We start from the raw sequence: 16,958 nt of genomic DNA, 5'->3' as shown, positions 1-16,958 counted from the left end.
TGGACGGTGCCGTTCCCTTCGGCCTACCCAAATGGCCCGCGGTCGCCACCGAAGCCCGTCTCCATGACTTCACACTCGCCGTTTTGATTGATCAAGATGCGACCCTGGTAGCCACAGCTTCCGTTGTTGTTGTACTGACACCGCGTGCAACGGCACTCGACGTCTTTTCGTGCGTTACCGGTCGACATATGGATCCATACGGCAGCCAGTTACTTGGAACCCTGCCTCACCTGGCCCTCCTGTCCGTCGACCAGCGACCCCGCTGCTGCGCTCGATTGGCTACTGGAGAGCGCGCTTGAGCACCCCGGAAGCGATCCAAACCTCAGCACTGCACCGATCGCGAGCAACCAACCGAGCGTCATCGGTCGCTTCACCGCCAATAGAACAGAAATTTTATATTCGCTGTCGACAGTTCCTGGCTGTATGGCCGACGCTCCGATCGTCCAGCTGTTGACGCTTTGGTTCGTCGCCGCGATTTTCCTGCAAACGGAGTCCGGTGGGTCCGGGCTGTTCGTCAGGATGATCGGGCTGTTTGCACTCTTGCTCGTGTATCTGCTCCCGTTCGTTATCCTGGCACTCGTCCTCGATAGTATCGACAACGAACGATAGCGTCACACGTACGCTGTCGCCAATTCGACTCGCTTGCAAACGGCGGTCGCATTACTACTCGCTGGCGTTGTCTCCCTCGACCAACGCGTCAAGCAATTCGATCGCGAGTCCCTTCTCAAGCGGATCGTTCGCGTTCCCGCAGTGCGGTGACTGGACGCAGGCCGGACAACCGTCCTCGCAGTCACAGTCAGCAACTAGCTCCTGTGTCGTCGCCGCCAGGTCACCGATCGATTCGTAGCCGGCTTCCGCGATCCCGACGCCCCCCGGATAGCCGTCGTAGATGAAGATCGTACTCCGATCGGTGTGGGGGTGATGGGGCGTCGACAGCCCGCCGATATCCCGACGATCACACAGAAAGGACAGCGGCATCGTCGCGATCATGGCGTGCTCGGCGGCGTGGATCCCGCCCGGAAAGTCGCCCGCTGCCCGCAACTCATGCTCCAAGTCGGGGTCGAGCGCGTAGTACAGCGCCCGCGTCCGCAGGCTCGTCTCGGGAACGTCCAGGGATTCCCGGCTGATCGCCTCGCCCGAACGGGCGTCGTGACGCTCGAAGCCGGTGATCTGCTTGTGCATGGTCACCTCGGCGAACCGGACCGGCACGTCCGCCCGCCCGGGGAACGGTTTCTCCCGCAGGTCCTCCTCGACGGTGATCGTCTTCTCGTGGAGGACACGCGTGTATTGATCGGCGTAGGTCCGGTCCAGCGTCGCCACGTCGTGATCCAGATCCAGATCCACGACCTCGTATTTCGTCCCCTGGTGGTGGTAGATCGCCCCCGGATGGGCGTCACGCAGGGCGTCGCCGAAGGGCAGCGACGCGATCACGTCGTTCGAGCCACGTTCGCGCAGTTTGATCTCCCGATCGTCGGCGCTCCGCAGGCTGGTTTCGTGGGCTGGACTGCCGCCGCCGTCGTAGAGCCACCGGATTCCGGCGTCGGTCGTCCGGCGCTCCAGGTCGCCCCGAGATTCGAGATCGGCCACGACATCCGGGAACGTCTCGCCGAAGTGGCGATCGTCGCCCGCCGACAGCCAGTTCTCGCGGGCGGCCGAGCGGACGTGTGCCGGGAGAATCTGGTCGTTTTCGGGGTTGGTCAGCGCCTGCTCGGGCTCGCGGTCGAACAGCGCCTCGGGATGGCGGGCGACGTACTGGTCGAGTTGGTCCTCGCCGGTCACTAAGGCGACCAGCGCGGGGTCCTCGCCCCGGCCCGCCCGTCCCGCCCGCTGGAACGTTTCCATGCGCGTGCCGGGGTAGCCGTCCAGAATGACGGCGTCCAGCCCACCGACGTCAACCCCGAGTTCCAGTGCGCTCGTCGTCCAGACCCCCCGGATCGACCCGTCGTGCAAGCCCGCCTCCAGTTCCCGGCGGCGGTCGCTCCTCAGTGCGGCCTGGTACGCGCCGATCTGGGTCGCCAGCTCCCCTTCGCCGCGTTCGCGGAGTTCCCGCTCGCTCTCGGTCGCGTAGCGCTCGGCCACCTGCCGGGAACCCGTGAACACGGCCGTCTGCAACCCGCGCTGGACCAGATCGGCGAACAGTCGCTTGGCCTCGACGTGGTGGGACCGACGCTGTCCGTGGCCCCCGCCATCCCGTTTCTCGGGCGGGTTCCAGACCACCCATTGCCGCGGGCCGGTCGCGCTGTCGTCCTCGGTGAGCAGCCGAAACGAGGGTTCGGGCTGGTTGGTCACCGTCGCAGCGTGGCCGACCGGGTTGCCGATGGTGGCCGAACAGCAGACGTACTGTGGATCGGCATCGAACCGCTCGGCCAATCTATTCAACCGCCGCAAGACCAGCGAAACGTGACTGCCGAAGACGCCGCGGTAGGCGTGGACCTCGTCGATAACGATCGTCTCTAAGCGCTCGAAGAACCAGTCCCACAGCCGATGGGCGTGCGGCATGATCCCGTAGTGGAGCATGTCCGGCGTCGTCAACAGGACCGTCGGCTGGCGCTCGCGGACGGTCTCCTTTTCGCCTTTCGAGAGCCGGCCGGTGTAGCGATCGACCGTCACCCGCGACCCGAAGCCCAGTCCATGAGCGAGCTCCGAGAGCGTCTCGGCCTGGTCGTTGATGAGTGCGACCTGCGGCGCGATATACAGCGTCGTCCCGACGTGGTCCATCGCCCGCTCGAACGCGGGGACGGTGTAGGCGAGGCTCTTCCCGCTGGCGGTCGGCGTCGCCAGCACCACGTTCTCGCCGCCGCGGACGGCCGCGATCGCGTCGGCCTGATGGCGGTAGAAGCGGTCGACGCCCTCGTCTTCGAGCGCCGAGGCGAGGCGATCGGAAACGTCGAGATCGCCGTAGGTCGCCTCGCGGCCGGGGAAGCGTCGCTCGTCGACGATCTGTCCCTCGTAGTACGGGCGCTCACGAAGCCAGGCGAGGAGGTCGTCCACGCGCTCGCTTGTGGTTCCGTCGTCCTAACGGTTGTGCTCCGATGTTCTGCCTTCTCTCATCCCTGATGTGCTGAAACGGCCGCTCACTCCAGAGACCAATAGATCAATCGTCGTCACTACGGTAGGCGTCGCCACCGCGCTTTCGGATCCGCAAAACGTAGAGGGCTCCTTCGGCCTGGTCGGCACGACAGCCGAGACGGAACGGACCGATCCGGAGCTTCTGGTTGGGTGCGCCGTGGAGCGGTTCGAGATATTCAGGCGGGTCCCGCCACTGGTCAGTAACGATCTCGTCGAGTTTGCTGACGATTCGGTCCCGTGCGTGCTCGTCGAGTCCGTCGAAATCACGTCGCGCCGTGTCGGTAAGTTCCCAGTCCCACTCACTCATCGTCGCGTGCTGTCCCGTCGAGTCCGTATTCGGCCTTCACCTCGTCGCTACTGTGGGTGCGTCCCTCGCGGATCTCTGCCTCGCTCGTGAGCATCGCCTTCAGATCTGCACGGTTGAATTCCGGATGCTTGAGCGCGTCACGGAGCACCGCCCGGATAAATTCGCTCCGGCTGTTGAATCCCTGTTCTTCCCACGTCGTGTCGACATCCGCCAGAAACGATTCCGTCATCCGGATGTTTACCGTCGTCTTCTCGGGTGGGGACTCCGTTTTTGCCATATATTGTGTTGAATTTGTGTATGGATAAGCGTTACGTCAGTCGGGACGTTCCTGTCGCCATCGACGGAGACTGGGCCGACCAGTCACATCAGCATACGCGGCTCTTTCACTCTTGTCCGAACTGCTATGTCTCGACGCGTACCGTCTCGCCCGTCTCGGCCGATTCGTAGACCGCTTCGATCGCCCGCATGTCCACCAGTCCGTGCTCGCCGTCGGGTTCGGGCTCGCGACCCGAAAGCACGCAGTCGGCGAAGTAGGCGAACTCCTCCTCGAGCTGGTGGACGTCCGTCACGTCGATGGCGTGGCGCTCGCCGTCGAGCCTGACCTCCATGTCGCGGGGCTCACGCTCGAAATAGGCGGGATCGATGATGACCTGGCCCGCCGTCCCGGTCACCCGGAGGAAGCTGTCGTGGTAGGCGTTGTGATTGGCGGTGAAGACGACAGGGACGCCACCCTCGAACGTCGCCCGGACGGCGACGCGCTCCTCGACATCGGCGAACGCCTCGTGGGTCGATCCCGTTTCCGCTGAGACTTCCACCGGATCAGCGTCGAGCAGGAATCGCGTCGTGTTCAGCGGGTAGATCCCGATGTCCATCATCGCGCCGCCGCCCGCGAGGTTGGGATCGAGTCGCCACTGGTCGCTCGCGTCACCCTCCAACTCGGCGACCATCCGCTGGGACATGTTGGAGTGGACTTGCACAACGTCGCCGATCGCGCCCGATTCGATGAGTTCCTTCGAGCGGCGGACGACCGGATCGAGGTGCATCCGGTAGCCGACCATCAGCGAGACGCCGGCTTCCCGAGTTGCTTCGACGAGTTCGGCGGCCCGGTCGACACTGGCTTCCATCGGTTTCTCACAGAGCACGTCCTTGCCGAACGCCGCCGCGGTTTCGACGTACTCCAGATGGGTCGCGTTCGGCGTACAGACGTAGACGGCGTCGTATTCGGACTCGGCGACGCCGTCGTGGAACGCTTCGGGGGTGAGCGCGGTCAGGCCGTGCTCGGCGGCGAGTCCCTCTGCCCGCTCGCGATCGACGTCGACCACGACCGTCGCCTCGGTGTGGTCGGCTCGCTCGATGCCGGGCAGCGCCCACTCGCGGGTGAACCAGCCGGCCCCGATCAGCGCGAATCGGACGGTCTCTTCCCCGTCGTAACGCTCCCAGTCGCGGCGCGCGAAATCCGAAACGTGCTCCGTGAGATCCATATCCCCTGTTCAGGCCGGCCGAGCAAATACGCTGTCGTTGGACGACGGACCCGTCGTCGTTAGACAGTCTTCCGGGAGGCGTCGGCTTTCCGTACAGACACACGCCCGAAGTGAGAACGTACCGGGTTGGGGGACCCGGCGGGCGGCAATTGATGGCATCGGACGACGACATTCGTTCGGATTCACCGCGGCGGGCGAGCCACGGTGGGACGTGAGCATCACACAGACGATCGAGGCGTGACCGTCCGGGTCGATGACGGGGTCACGTCGTCGACCCGGTACGAATCACGCATCGGTGGCATGTAAACCCAGTGGACAGTCTCAAGGTCAGCAGTTGACGCCAAACGTACATATACCGAACCGATCGATTCGGCTCCGTACACCGCCGTCCCGCAAAAATCATTCACCGCCGTCCTCGGCGATCGGATCGCGGGTCGCTTCGGGCGCGTTTCTGTGGCTCGTCTTGATGTGGGTCGGGCGTGTCTCGCTCACTCCGCTTCGATCCGCGCTGCAATCGCCTGACAGGGCTCGATCCACTCCGCTTGATACGTCTCGGGACCGACGACCCGTCCGGCGAGGTCCGTGATCGTCTCGATTCCGTCCCGGTTGCACCACTCGATGCACTCGCGGTAGACGGGAAGCGACGCGTCAGCGGCGAGGTTCACGTCGTAGGTGACGCCCAAACGTTCGCGCCCAGTCAGATGCGCGACGAACGCCCGGGTGTGCCCGTCGGTCAGGTAATGCTCGCCATCGAAATTATAGACGGGCAGCGGCCCCGGATCGAACACCTCGCCGTCGACCCGCTCGGCGACGGCGGCGACCTTCTCGGCGTTGAGATAACACTGACTGGGTCGGACCGCCGTCAGCGGGACTGTCGTCACGTCCATCGGAATCACCGCTCACTTCGCGGTCGAGACGATCTTGATCACGTCGCCCTCTTCGAGTTCGGTATCGTCGCTGATCCGGCGCTTTTCGCGGGCGTCGACGGCGTGGAGATAGCCCTCCCCGATGTCCGAGTGGACCGCGTAGGCCAGATCTCGCGGTGTCGAGCCGTCCGACAGGAGATGGGCGTCGGGCAGGACGTTACCCTGACCGTCGGTCCAGTGGGTCTCGTCTTGAACGGGATAGGCTGTGAGCTGGTCAAGCACTTCGTAGACGGCCGTGTCCAGCGCCTTCTGGACGCCCGTCCCGCCGTGGGCTTCCAGCACCTCGCGGACGCGCTCGAGGCCGGCTTCCTGGTCGTCGCTGATATCGCCGGTGATCTCGAAGTCCGGATCACCGGGATCGTATTCGACGATGTCCGCCTCGACGGCCCGCCGGAGCGCGAGCTCGCCGTCGGCGGTGACCGGGATCGTCGCCTCGTTGCGCTCTTTGAGCGCCTGGATGTTCTCCGGCGGGGCGACGTCGGCCTTGTTCGCGATGACGATGATCGGCTTGGTTCGCGCCCGGATCTCGCTCGCCAGCGATTCACGATGCTCGTCGGTCCAGGCGAGTGGATCCTCGGGATACTCCAACTCGCGTAGCGTCCGGGCCACGTCGAGTTCCGTCGCCCCGACTCCAGTCAGAAACTCCGAGAGCGCCTCGTCGATGTCGAAATCCGGCGACCGGGAGCGACGCTCGACGGTCTCCCAGTTGCGCTCGATGATGCTGGCGAGCCACAGATCCATCTCTTCTTCGATGAAGTCCAGATCCTCGACGGGATCGTGTTCGCCGATCTCGACGGGTTCGCCCTCCTCGTCGGTCGCTCCCGAGGCGTCGACGACGTGGAGGATCGCGTCGGCGTCGGTCAGTTCGTCCAGGAACTGGTTGCCGAGGCCGCGCCCCTCGTGGGCTCCCGGGACCAGTCCGGCGACGTCCAGCAGTTCCACGGGGACGTATCGCTTGCCGTCGTGACAGCGATCGTTACCACACCGCTCGTCGAGATCGAGACACGGACACTGTGTCCGGGCGTGACTCACGCCGCGGTTGGCGTCGATCGTCGTGAACGGGTAGTTGGCGACGTCCACGTCGGCCATCGTGGCCGCAGTGTAGAACGTCGACTTGCCGGCGTTTGGCTTCCCGGCAAGTGCGAGCGAGAGCATGCTACTGGCTACCCCACTCGGGACTTTCCCACTTTCGGTCTCCCGTTGGGTGGGTAGCGACTGACACTGAACGTCGCGGGGCGGTTCGCGGTCCGATCGGTCCGCCTCGCCGCGCTGTCGAGTGGGTCGCCCGGGGACTGTCTCGATACGGCCCTTCGAACGCGATGCGTTCAATGGTCCCAGAAGCGGATCTTCACTCACCCTCTGGATCGGACCCGTTACCGTTCGTGTCGTCGTGTTCGTCTTTGATCGACTGGAGTTCGGCCTCGACGTCGACGCTCGCCTCCGGGTTTGCTTCGCTCTCGGAGTGCTCCTGGAGGCGGTCTTCGAGTTGCTGGTTGAGCGTCCGGGCTTCCGAGAGGTGTTGTCGCGTCCGGTCGTCGAGATTCGAGTCCTCGACGGCTGACTGGACGTCTTCGAGGGCCTCGTCGAGCCGATCGACGACCGACCGGCCGACGGACGCGACGTCCTCGCTCGCAGTGGTCCCTGTGTCTCCGTCCGTCTCGGAATCCTCGACCATCCGGAGCGTTCGCTGTAACAGCCGAAGCGTTCTGATGTTCGTCTCAAGTACCAGAATGGCTGCTGGGATGGTCACGTCGGCCGTGAACCGAAGCAGCCGGTCGAGCCCCCGACCTCGGCCCCGCCGCTCGGCCTTGAGATCACGCTGGAGGGCCGAAAGCGACCTCGTGAGTTCCCTCAAGAGCTGGGGGAGACCCGCCCGATCGGACTGACTTGACATACCACTCGGTTGGGGAGTCAGTCACATAAATGTGCGAGCTGTCACCGCCGATCCCGCGTGACGACGGCCGTCGGGGCCGAGTCGTCGACCCCCGATCACAAATGACCATGATATACTGGCTGGGCGGGACCCGCAATTCCGGGGCGTAGGACCTCCTCTAGGCGATGTATTCCCACGTCACTCACTCACAGACGGCGACGATTCAGGTAAATATTTCCCCCGCGATACCCAACTCTGAGAAGATACGATGGGCCAGTTAGATACGTTATTTGCGCCGGAACGGGTAGCTGTCGTCGGAGCGACCGAAAGCGATGGCGCCGTCGGGCGTGCTATCATGGAGAATCTCCTCGACGGATACGAGGGTGACGTCGTGCCGGTCAACCCGAGTTCCGAGGAAGTGTTCGGCCTCGACTGTTATGACGACCTCACACAGATCGATGGCGTCGAACTGGCGATCGTCGTCGTCCCGCCGGGAATCGTCAACGACGTGCTTCGTCAGGCCGGCGAGGCCGGCATCCGGGACGCCGCCGTGATTACCGCCGGCTTCGGCGAGTCCGGCAGCGAGGGCGTCGAGCGCGAGCACGAGATGAAGGAGATCGCCGAGGAGTACGACATCAACCTCGTCGGGCCGAACTGCCTGGGCGTCATCTCGACGTCGGTCGGGATGAACGCGACGTTCACCGAGAAATCGGCCATCCCGGGCAACATCTCCTTTATGAGCCAGTCCGGCGCGTTCATCTCGGCGGTCCTCGACTGGGCCGGCGATCACAACGTCGGGTTCAACGACATCGTCTCGCTTGGCAACAAAGCTGTCCTCGACGAAGGGTCGTTCATCGACTACTGGGGGGACGATCCCGATACCGACGTCATTCTCGGGTATCTCGAGGACATCGAGAACGGCCGGGAGTTCATCGATACCGCCCGCGAAGTCACCAAAGACACACCGATCGTCGCCGTCAAGTCCGGGCGGACGGAAGCCGGGGCCTCGGCCGCGGCCTCCCACACGGGAGCCATCGCCGGGAGCGAACGCGCATACGAGGCGGGCCTCGAACAGGCCGGCGTCATCCGGGCCAACAGCGTCCAGGAACTGTTCGACTACGCAACCATCCTCGGCGACCAGCCGATGCCCGAGAGCAACGACATCGCCATCGTCACCAACGCCGGCGGCCCCGGTGTCATGGCGACCGACGCGATCGGCGACTCGGGCCTGGAGATGGCTTCGTTCACCGACGAGTCACTCGAACAGCTCGAGGAAGCGATGCCGTCGGAGGCCAACATCTTCAACCCCGTCGACGTCCTCGGTGACGCCTCCGCGGAAACCTACGAACAGGCGCTGGACATCGTCCTCGACGACCCGAACGTCGGCTCGGTCATCGTCGTCTCCTCGCCGCAGTCGATCGACTTCGAGAACCTTGCGGAGGTCATGATCGAGAAACACGAGGAGTACGGCGTCCCGATGGCCGCAAGTCTCATGGGCGGCGAGACGGCCGAAGTGCCCGCCGAGATGCTCGGCGAGGCCGGGATCCCGTCGTACTTCGACCCCGCTCGTGGCGTCAACAGCCTCGATGCGCTCCGTGAGTACGCCGAGATCCAGCAACACGAGTACGCCGAGCCCAAAGCGTTCGATGTCGATCGCGAGCGCGCTCGCGAGATCCTCGAACGTACGAAGGAACGGGACACCAACAAGCTCGGCGTCGAGGCTATGGAACTGCTCGAGGCCTACGGCATCCCGACACCGGACGGGGCCATCGTCTCGGATAAGAACGCAGCCGTCGAAGCCGCAAAGGAAATCGACGGCGACGTCGTGATGAAGATCGTCAGCCCGGACATCCTGCACAAGTCCGACATCGGCGGCGTCGAGGTCGCCGTCCCGGACGACGAGGTCGCAAGCACCTACGATGATCTGATCGCCCGCGCGCGAAACTACCAGCCCGACGCGACCATCCTCGGCGTCCAGGTCCAGGAGATGGCCGACCTCGACGCGGGGACCGAAACCATCGTCGGGATCAACCGCGACCCGCAGTTCGGCCCGCTGGTGATGTTCGGGCTCGGCGGCATCTTCGTGGAAGTGCTCGAAGACGCCACCTTCCGGGTCGCGCCCGTTTCCGAACCCGAGGCCGAGGAGATGATCGACGAGATCGACTCCGCGCCGCTGCTTCGCGGTGCGCGTGGTCGAGAACCGGTGGACGAGGCCGGTGTCGTCGAGACGATCCAGCGCATCTCGAAACTCGTCACTGACTTCCCCGCGATCCTCGAACTCGATATCAACCCGCTGGTCGCGACGCCAGACGGCGTCGTCGCGGTCGACATCCGGGCGACCGTCGACCAGGAAGCGCTGTAACCGCCTCCCATCGGGGGATCGCTTTTCTTTCGAAGTAGTGGCAAGGTCCTCGACTAGGAGGAACTTTAAAATCGGTGCCCTACGAAAGGCATTGACATGGACCCGATCCTGGTCACCTCGACCGAAGAAGCGACCGGCAAGACCGCAGTTACGCTCGCGATCGCGAAACTCGCGGACGCGGCTGGTCACAGCGTCGGCTACATGAAACCCAAGGGGACCCGTCTCCAGAGTGCGACGGGCAAGACCCGTGACGAGGATCCGATGCTGGCTCGGGAACTGCTCGGGCTCGATTCGGAGATGCACGAACTCGAGCCGATCGTCTACACGCCGACCTTCGTCCAGGAGGCCATCCAGGGTCGTGAGCAACCCGAGGAACTCCGGGATCGTGTGCTCGAGAACTACGAGAAGATGGCCGGTGAACGGGACATGATGGTCCTCGAGGGAACCGACCGACTCACCACTGGCGGCATCGTCGACCTGACGGACGCCGATATCGCCGAGATGATCGATGCCAAGGTCGTCCTGCTGTCGAGATACGACGAACCGGAGGACGTCGACGACATCCTCGCCGCCGCCGAGACGCTCGGGGATTCGCTGGCCGGCGTCCTGTTCAACGCCGTCCCCGACGCGGCGTTCGACCAGCTGACCACGGACGTCGTCCCGTTCCTCGAGAACCACGACATCCCCGTGCTGGGCGTCGTCCCGCGGGTCCAGGAACTCGCCGGACTCACCGTCGACGACCTGGCCGAGCGACTCGGCGCGGAGGTCCTGACTTCCGATGCCGGGACTGATCTGTTCGTCGAGCGCTTTACTGTGGGCGCGATGTCCGCTGAAAGTGCGCTCACCCAGTTCCGCCGGATGCAAAACGCCGTAATGATCACCAGCGGTGACCGCCCGGAGATCGTCACCGCCGCCCTGGACGCCTCGGGGATCAAAGCGATCATCCTCGGCGGCGGCTTCCGGCCGTCAAGCGCCATCATCGGTCGGGCCGAAGAGGAAGGTGTCCCGCTCCTGTTGCTCCAGTCGGACACGCGTATGGTGATCGACCGCACCGAAGACCTCCTCCAGACCGGCCCGACCCGCAGTGCGGCTACCGTCGACCGGATGCGGACGCTGCTTGACGACCACGCCGACATCGACGCCCTCATCGGCACTGACGAGTGAAACCGGGCGCTATAGTCGATCTCCGGCGCCATTTGCCGTTTGTTTCCATCCCTGATAACGTCCTGTGCGCTTATAGTGATGTAGACCATACGCACAACCGGAGCCAGACGGCTCCGTAGTGTCACACGCGGGGTTCCCCCCCGTTTACCCTTTGGCGAGAACTCGACTGACCAGTCGCTACTCACCCGTCGCCGACCGACTGCGTTCCATCCCAGGCCTTATTATCGGACCTCCGGAATCCGGGTACATGCCGACGCACGCACCACCGCCGGGAGCCACGGATCCACTTGATCTCCACGGTGTCATCCCACCGACGATCACGGCGTTTCATGACGACGAGACGGTAAACGAGGCCGCGACGGCGGCCCACGCCGAGTTCGTCGTCGAACACGGTGCCCACGCCGTGTTCCCGCTGGGCACCAACGGCGAATTCCCGCTGCTTTCGGCGGGCGAACGCGAGCGGGTCGTCGAAGCGGTCGTCGACGCTGTCGGCGACGAGGTGCCCGTCATCGCCGGCGTCGGTGCGCCGGGCACCCGGGAGACGGTCCGGCACGCCGAACGCGCGGTCGCGGCCGGCGCGGACGGCCTGGTCGTCGTCACGCCGTTCTATTTCCCGCTTGCGGCCGAGGCGGCCGTCGACCACTATCGGCGGATCGCCGACGCGGTCGATCGCCCGGTGTACGTCTATCACATCCCGCCGCTGACTGGCAATCACCTCTCGACGGACGCGATGGCTGACATCGCCGACATCGACGGCGTGGCTGGATTGAAGGATACCAGCGGCGACGTCCCGTGGCTCGGACAGGTGCTGGCGGACAACCCCGACCTGACGGTACTCGCCGGACACAACGCACTCCTGTATGCTGGTCTCGAACTCGGGTGTTCCGGGGTCGTGAGCTCGGTCTCGAACGCGTTCCCGGAACTGGTCGTCGAACTCTACGAGGCGTTCGACGACGGCGACGCGGCCCGTGCCCAGGCGCTTCAGGAGACCGTCCGCGACGTCGTGAACGCGTTCGATCGCGGGCCGTACATGGCCGGCGTCAAGACGGCGCTGGCCGAACGCGATGTTGGATTCGACCCCGGGCCGCTTCGGGATCCCCTGCGGACGATGGACGATGCCGAGACCGCGGCGTTCGTCGAGGAACTGGCGTCGATCGGGTTGCTGTAGGGCGAGCGGCCCGGCGGTCGGCTGGCGTCCTGGGACCTCAGTCCCCGGACTCTATCAGAACTATTATGGATCCGTCGTGGGACCATACACGTCGAGATCACATGAGTCAGGTAACCGTCGAACGCGTTACGCACGACCGCTGGGACGACGCCGTCGCCGTCGACAACGGCACGATCGAGTTGCTCGCGCCGACAACTATCGGCCCGCGGATCACCGAGTTCGGGTTCGTCGACGGCCCCAACGAGTTCCATCTCTTCGAGGAGGTCCGCGACGAGTGGCCGCTACTGGGCGGTCATCGCCTCTGGCATGCCCCCGAAGACCGCGAGCGAACCTACACCCCGGATCTGGACCCGGTCGCGGTCGATCTCCTCGACGATGGGGTCCGACTCGAAAAGTCGCCGGGCGAGGACAACGTCGCCAAGGCCATGACCGTCCGGATGGCCGAGACGGGCGCGTCCGTCGAGGTGACCCACGAACTCACCAACGCCGGCCAGTGGCCGGTCGAGTTCGCCCCCTGGGCACTGACGGTGATGAAGGGCAACGGAACGGCTGTCATTCCCTTCACCCCCCAGGCCGATCCCGAATCGCTGTTGCCCGATCGCTCGATCCAGCTGTGGCCCTACGCGACCCTGGCCGACGACCGCCTCTCCTTCGGCGAGGAGTATCTCTACCTCGAGCAGGATCCCGACGGCGCTGGCGAGACCAAGATCGGGACCGCGGCCGGCGACGGCTGGCTCGCCTACCTCAACGACGGCCACGCCTTCCGGAAGGATTTCGCCCACGATCCCGACGCGACCTACCCCGATCTGGGCAGCGACACCGAGGTCTACACCGACGACTACGTGACGGAACTCGAATCCCTCGCCCCGATTCAGACTGTCGAGCCCGGCGAGACCGTCACCCACGTCGAGACGTGGACGCTCGAAGATGGTGTCGATGAGCTGGACGCGACGGCGGCGATCGAACCCGACGCGATCTGATCGCACGCTCCGTCATACTGCTCGGTAGAAAACTGACGGCTCGGTGTCGCGGTGCTGGAGCTACGTCCCGGAGCCCAGTGCCTCGCCTTCGCCGCTCGCGCCCTGGGCCTCCCAGATCTCGATCATCTTCGCGACGAAGGTCTCGGTCCGGAGCGGGTGGCCCTGGTTGCCCTCAGAATCGAGTGGCGCTTCGACGACCTCCTCGGTGAACTCGTCGTCGAAGTCCATGTCCGTCACGGTCTCGACGACGTCGAAGGACAGCGTGTTGTCCTCAAGGTCGCTTTCGAGCCACGGGACCTTCGACTGGGCGTCGTCGTACTCGATCTCGTAGGTCTCCCCGTCGAAGAGATCGAGTACCGCGTCGAGGGGACCGATCTCGACCCACTCGTCGTCCCACTCGATCAACAGCGCCTCGTCTTCGAGTTTCGTGTCGTGACGTTCCATCGTAGGTACTCCCTACAGTGACTGACCTGCCCGGGGAGTATATATGCCACGACTGACTGTCCCTGCGGCCTCACGACCGATCATCCACGCGATTGAGCCGTATTTAGCTGTATGGGCCTTGTTTATCCGCTGTAGAATACACCGATATCCGGTGGTCTAACCCCGCTGATTTCGGGAGCACCACTCCTCACGTGATTGATGCGATGGGATTAATGACATTCGGGAGACAGTGTCCGGATATGCCCTCCATGAAAGAACTCGCTGGCTTGGTTCTCGGAGTGCTGCTGGTTATGCATCCAGTTGTCGGTAATGGTCCGGGCCCCGACACACAGCACTCATATTCAGTAACGGAGCTTGATCTCACAAATGATGAGACTGTTGAACGTCTCTACAAGGTCCCAAGTGTACCGTACGGAACCGGGAGTCAAATTGATCTCGTCCGAGATGCGAGAAACGAGACGCTCACACGCCCAAAATCGACTCTCGAACTGGAGGTGATCAATCTTCTCGATGTCCGATATCTGGCGGACGATTTCCATGATCACTATTACCGCATCCACGCATCCATAACTGATAGCACATTTCAACTGCGGGCGGCGAGAGTCTCAGCGGAGACTGTTGCCAAGGACGTGGCTGTCAGACCAGCGGGGACAAACCCAGTCATTCGGACGGTACTCGACGGCCAGCAAACGGTATCAAAGCATGTGAACGCAACAGTCGTTAGACAGGACGACCAGTACATCTTGGTTCAGCCCGTTGAAACACAGCTTGTTTCAGATCCATTTGCACTCGTGAAAATCACCGGATATGCCCTGGGGAGTGTCTGTATTATTGGGGCATTGGTGAGCCTGTTCCATCGGAACGAAGCTACTGCAAAATGAGGCGTTCTCACCGATTCCGTCCCTCTCGCATCACGCGTCCAAACAAGAACCGCGATTCTATGATCGATCGAATCCATCCGTTTTAAGCCCGCGTCCCGTCCATCTCTCACCATGACTCCGCCGCGACTCACCGCATTCGGGGAATCACTCCTGCGACTGGCGACGCCGACCGCAGAGCCGATCGAGACCACCGACACGCTCGACGTTCACGTCGGCGGCGCGGAGGGCAACGTCGCCGTCGCCGCCCAGCGACTGGGCCTCGACGCGACGTGGGTCTCGAAACTCCCGGCGACCCCCGTCGGCGAGAAAGTAACCTCCGCCTACCGGACCCACGACGTCGACCCGGCCGTCGTCTGGGACGAGAGTGACGACGCCCGACTCGGGACCTACTACCTCGAAGCGGGCGCGGCCCCCCGCGGCTCGCAGGTCATCTACGACCGGGCCGGCTCGTCGATCACGACGGCGACGTTCGACGAACTTCCCACGGCCCCGTTCACCGAGGCCGACGCCGTCCACGTCTCCGGGATCACGCCGGCACTCTCGGAGACGCTGGTCGAGACCACCAAGGAGGTCCTGTCGACGGCCAAGGATTCCGGGGCGACGACAGTTTTCGACGTCAACTACCGGTCGAACCTCTGGGACCCAGAATCGGCCCGGGAGACGCTCACCGATCTCCTCCCCGACGTCGACGTGCTGTTCGTCGCCCATCGCGATGCGGAGGCAGTACTCGAATACGACGGCGACGCCGAGACCGTCGCCGCCGACCTCCACGCCGACTACGACCTCGACCTCGTCATCGTGACGACGGGCGAGGCGGGCGCGCTCGCCTTTGACGGCGAACGGAGCGCGCACCAGCCGGTGTTCGAGACCGAGACGGTCGACGCGATCGGGACCGGCGACGCCTTCGTCGGCGGGTTCCTCGCGGCGTGGCTGACTGAGGAGTCCATCCCGGTCGCGCTCGAACAGGCGGCGGCGACCGCGGCGCTCAAGCGGACGATCGGCGGCGACGCCGCGACGATCCGGCCCGAGATGGTCGAATCGATCCTCGACGGTGACGTCGAGGAAATCTCGCGGTGAGCGAACCGCCCGTGGCAGTCGTTTTCTCACCGGAGGGGTGACGTCGAGCGGTCCGGCCGGGCATCGAGCGTCACCTCGACGGTTCGCTCGTCACCGTCCCGTAGGATCGTGACCGCGATGGTATCGCCGGGCCGGGTTTCCAGCGCCAGATAGCTCGCCAGGTCCTCGAAGGTCTCCATCGGCGTCCCCTCGATGGCGCGGATGACGTCACCGCCGACGGGGACCTGGCGTCCACCGACGTACTCCAGACTGCTCGCCCGGAGGACGCCGTCGGCCGGGCCGCCCTGGACGGTCTGGACGACCAGCAGGCCCTGTGGCTCCGCCAGGTCGTTCGCCTCTGCGAGCCGCGGCGTGACCACGTCCAGCGAGACGCCCATGTAGGCGTGCTCGTACGTCCCCGACTCGATGAGTTCGGGCACGACGCGCTGTGTCAATGCCGCCGAGATCCCGAAGGCGATGCTGTCGCCCTGCTTCGAATTCACGACGCCCACCACGGAACCGTCGAGATCCATCAGCGGGCCGCCGCTGTTGCCCGGGTTCACCGCCGCGTCGGTCTGGATCGCGTCCGGAATCTGATAGCCCGCCGGCGACGGGATCAGCCGGTCGGTACCGCTGACGATCCCCGACGTGACCGACCCGTCGAGGTTGTACGGGTTGCCGATGACGACGACCTCCCGGCCGATCGTCGGCGGCTGGTCGCCGAACGGGAGCGGCGCTGCGGATTCGGGCACTGTCCCGGGTTCGATCACGGCGAGGTCGCTGTGTGGGTCCGTCCCGACCACTGGGCCACTCGCCCACGTCCCGTCGTGGAATCGTATTTGGGCCTCGGTGGCGGTCCCGACGACGTGGGCGTTCGTGACGACGTGTCCCTCGTCGTACTGGAAGCCGGTCCCCTGGCCCGCGGCTGTCTGAACGGTCGTGACCGATGGGATGGTCTCGCGGTACACCCGGGTGTAGGCACTCTCGGCTGTGTCCGTCTCGGGAGACTCCCCGGCCGCGGAGGGCGACGGCGACTCCGCTGGCGACGACTCGGGTGCCGACAGCGATGTCGAACACCCCGCGATCGCGGACGCGAGTGCCGTCCCGCCGAGCGCCAGAAATCGCCGCCGTGTAGATGTCTCTGTGGTCATCTCTGCTCGCGTGTACGGTTCACTCGCTTGTGAATGTTCGGTCACCCGAACGGTGGTATGTCGTTACGCGATCCCTGCTCCACGAAACACTGTAAC

The 16,958-nt window shown here is 64.5% G+C and carries 16 protein-coding genes; 7 read left to right on the top strand and 9 right to left on the bottom strand.

The features are described 5' to 3' along the window. Positions 1-423: 423 nt before the first annotated feature. Positions 424-609 (top strand): hypothetical protein, encoded by a 186-nt coding sequence (locus tag HBNXHr_RS11530; RefSeq protein ID WP_275882237.1) that lies wholly within the window; start codon positions 424-426, stop codon positions 607-609. 54 nt (positions 610-663) lie between these two features. Here HBNXHr_RS11530 and HBNXHr_RS11525 read toward each other — a convergent pair whose 3' ends face one another. From HBNXHr_RS11525 to HBNXHr_RS11495, 7 genes are all read right to left on the bottom strand, one after another. Continuing rightward, positions 664-2,991, bottom strand: coding sequence for a DEAD/DEAH box helicase (locus tag HBNXHr_RS11525; protein ID WP_275882236.1), 2,328 nt, complete (start codon positions 2,989-2,991; stop codon positions 664-666). Positions 2,992-3,094: 103 nt separating this feature from the next. Then, entirely contained in the window at positions 3,095-3,376 is a 282-nt protein-coding gene (locus tag HBNXHr_RS11520) for a type II toxin-antitoxin system RelE/ParE family toxin (RefSeq protein WP_015790008.1), read from the bottom strand. Next, entirely contained in the window at positions 3,369-3,653 is a 285-nt protein-coding gene (locus HBNXHr_RS11515; RefSeq protein WP_275882235.1) for a ribbon-helix-helix domain-containing protein, read from the bottom strand. The genes HBNXHr_RS11520 and HBNXHr_RS11515 overlap by 8 nt, the downstream gene beginning before the upstream one ends. Positions 3,654-3,777: 124 nt before the next feature. Continuing rightward, entirely contained in the window at positions 3,778-4,857 is a 1,080-nt protein-coding gene (gene gfo6, locus HBNXHr_RS11510) for a D-xylose 1-dehydrogenase Gfo6 (protein ID WP_275882234.1), read from the bottom strand. Positions 4,858-5,345: 488 nt separating this feature from the next. Further along, the gene (locus tag HBNXHr_RS11505; RefSeq protein ID WP_275882233.1) at positions 5,346-5,744 is read right to left on the bottom strand and encodes a hypothetical protein; all 399 of its coding nucleotides are present in this window, start codon (positions 5,742-5,744) and stop codon (positions 5,346-5,348) included. Between the two features lie 12 nt (positions 5,745-5,756). Next, positions 5,757-6,938 carry a redox-regulated ATPase YchF gene (locus HBNXHr_RS11500; protein WP_275882232.1) on the bottom strand — a complete coding sequence of 394 codons (1,182 nt, stop codon included), beginning with the start codon at positions 6,936-6,938 and terminating at the stop codon, positions 5,757-5,759. Positions 6,939-7,131: 193 nt separating this feature from the next. Further along, positions 7,132-7,677, bottom strand: a complete 546-nt coding sequence (locus HBNXHr_RS11495; protein ID WP_275882231.1) for a hypothetical protein — start codon at positions 7,675-7,677, stop codon at positions 7,132-7,134. A gap of 247 nt (positions 7,678-7,924) precedes the next feature. Here HBNXHr_RS11495 and HBNXHr_RS11490 point away from each other — a divergent pair, with 247 nt between their 5' ends. From HBNXHr_RS11490 to HBNXHr_RS11475, 4 genes are all read left to right on the top strand, one after another. Further along, positions 7,925-10,018: an acetate--CoA ligase family protein gene (locus HBNXHr_RS11490; RefSeq protein ID WP_275737349.1), complete on the top strand. Its 2,094-nt coding sequence runs from the start codon at positions 7,925-7,927 to the stop codon at positions 10,016-10,018. A gap of 96 nt (positions 10,019-10,114) precedes the next feature. Further along, positions 10,115-11,182 carry a phosphotransacetylase family protein gene (locus tag HBNXHr_RS11485; protein WP_275737348.1) on the top strand — a complete coding sequence of 356 codons (1,068 nt, stop codon included), beginning with the start codon at positions 10,115-10,117 and terminating at the stop codon, positions 11,180-11,182. Between the two features lie 247 nt (positions 11,183-11,429). Next, positions 11,430-12,350, top strand: a complete 921-nt coding sequence (locus HBNXHr_RS11480) for a dihydrodipicolinate synthase family protein (RefSeq protein ID WP_275882230.1) — start codon at positions 11,430-11,432, stop codon at positions 12,348-12,350. A gap of 101 nt (positions 12,351-12,451) precedes the next feature. Then, positions 12,452-13,330, top strand: coding sequence for a hypothetical protein (locus HBNXHr_RS11475; protein WP_275882229.1), 879 nt, complete (start codon positions 12,452-12,454; stop codon positions 13,328-13,330). Positions 13,331-13,390: 60 nt separating this feature from the next. Here the strand turns inward: HBNXHr_RS11475 and HBNXHr_RS11470 are convergent, their stop codons facing one another. Then, on the bottom strand, positions 13,391-13,774 hold the full coding sequence (locus tag HBNXHr_RS11470; RefSeq protein ID WP_275882228.1) for a hypothetical protein: 384 nt from the start codon (positions 13,772-13,774) through the stop codon (positions 13,391-13,393). A 248-nt stretch (positions 13,775-14,022) separates the two neighbouring features. Between HBNXHr_RS11470 and HBNXHr_RS11465 the strand changes: the two genes are divergently transcribed. Next, positions 14,023-14,655, top strand: coding sequence for a hypothetical protein (locus HBNXHr_RS11465; RefSeq protein WP_275882227.1), 633 nt, complete (start codon positions 14,023-14,025; stop codon positions 14,653-14,655). Positions 14,656-14,766: 111 nt separating this feature from the next. Then, positions 14,767-15,732 carry a bifunctional 2-dehydro-3-deoxygluconokinase/2-dehydro-3-deoxygalactonokinase gene (kdgK1, locus tag HBNXHr_RS11460; protein WP_275882226.1) on the top strand — a complete coding sequence of 322 codons (966 nt, stop codon included), beginning with the start codon at positions 14,767-14,769 and terminating at the stop codon, positions 15,730-15,732. 26 nt (positions 15,733-15,758) lie between these two features. Here kdgK1 and HBNXHr_RS11455 read toward each other — a convergent pair whose 3' ends face one another. Continuing rightward, positions 15,759-16,862, bottom strand: a complete 1,104-nt coding sequence (locus HBNXHr_RS11455; protein WP_275882225.1) for a trypsin-like peptidase domain-containing protein — start codon at positions 16,860-16,862, stop codon at positions 15,759-15,761. Positions 16,863-16,958: the final 96 nt, after the last annotated feature.

Origin of the sequence: Halorhabdus sp. BNX81, from assembly GCF_029229925.1 — an archaeon.
In the GTDB taxonomy this organism is placed as follows: domain Archaea; phylum Halobacteriota; class Halobacteria; order Halobacteriales; family Haloarculaceae; genus Halorhabdus.
This window is presented reverse-complemented; position numbering and strand designations above follow the sequence as displayed.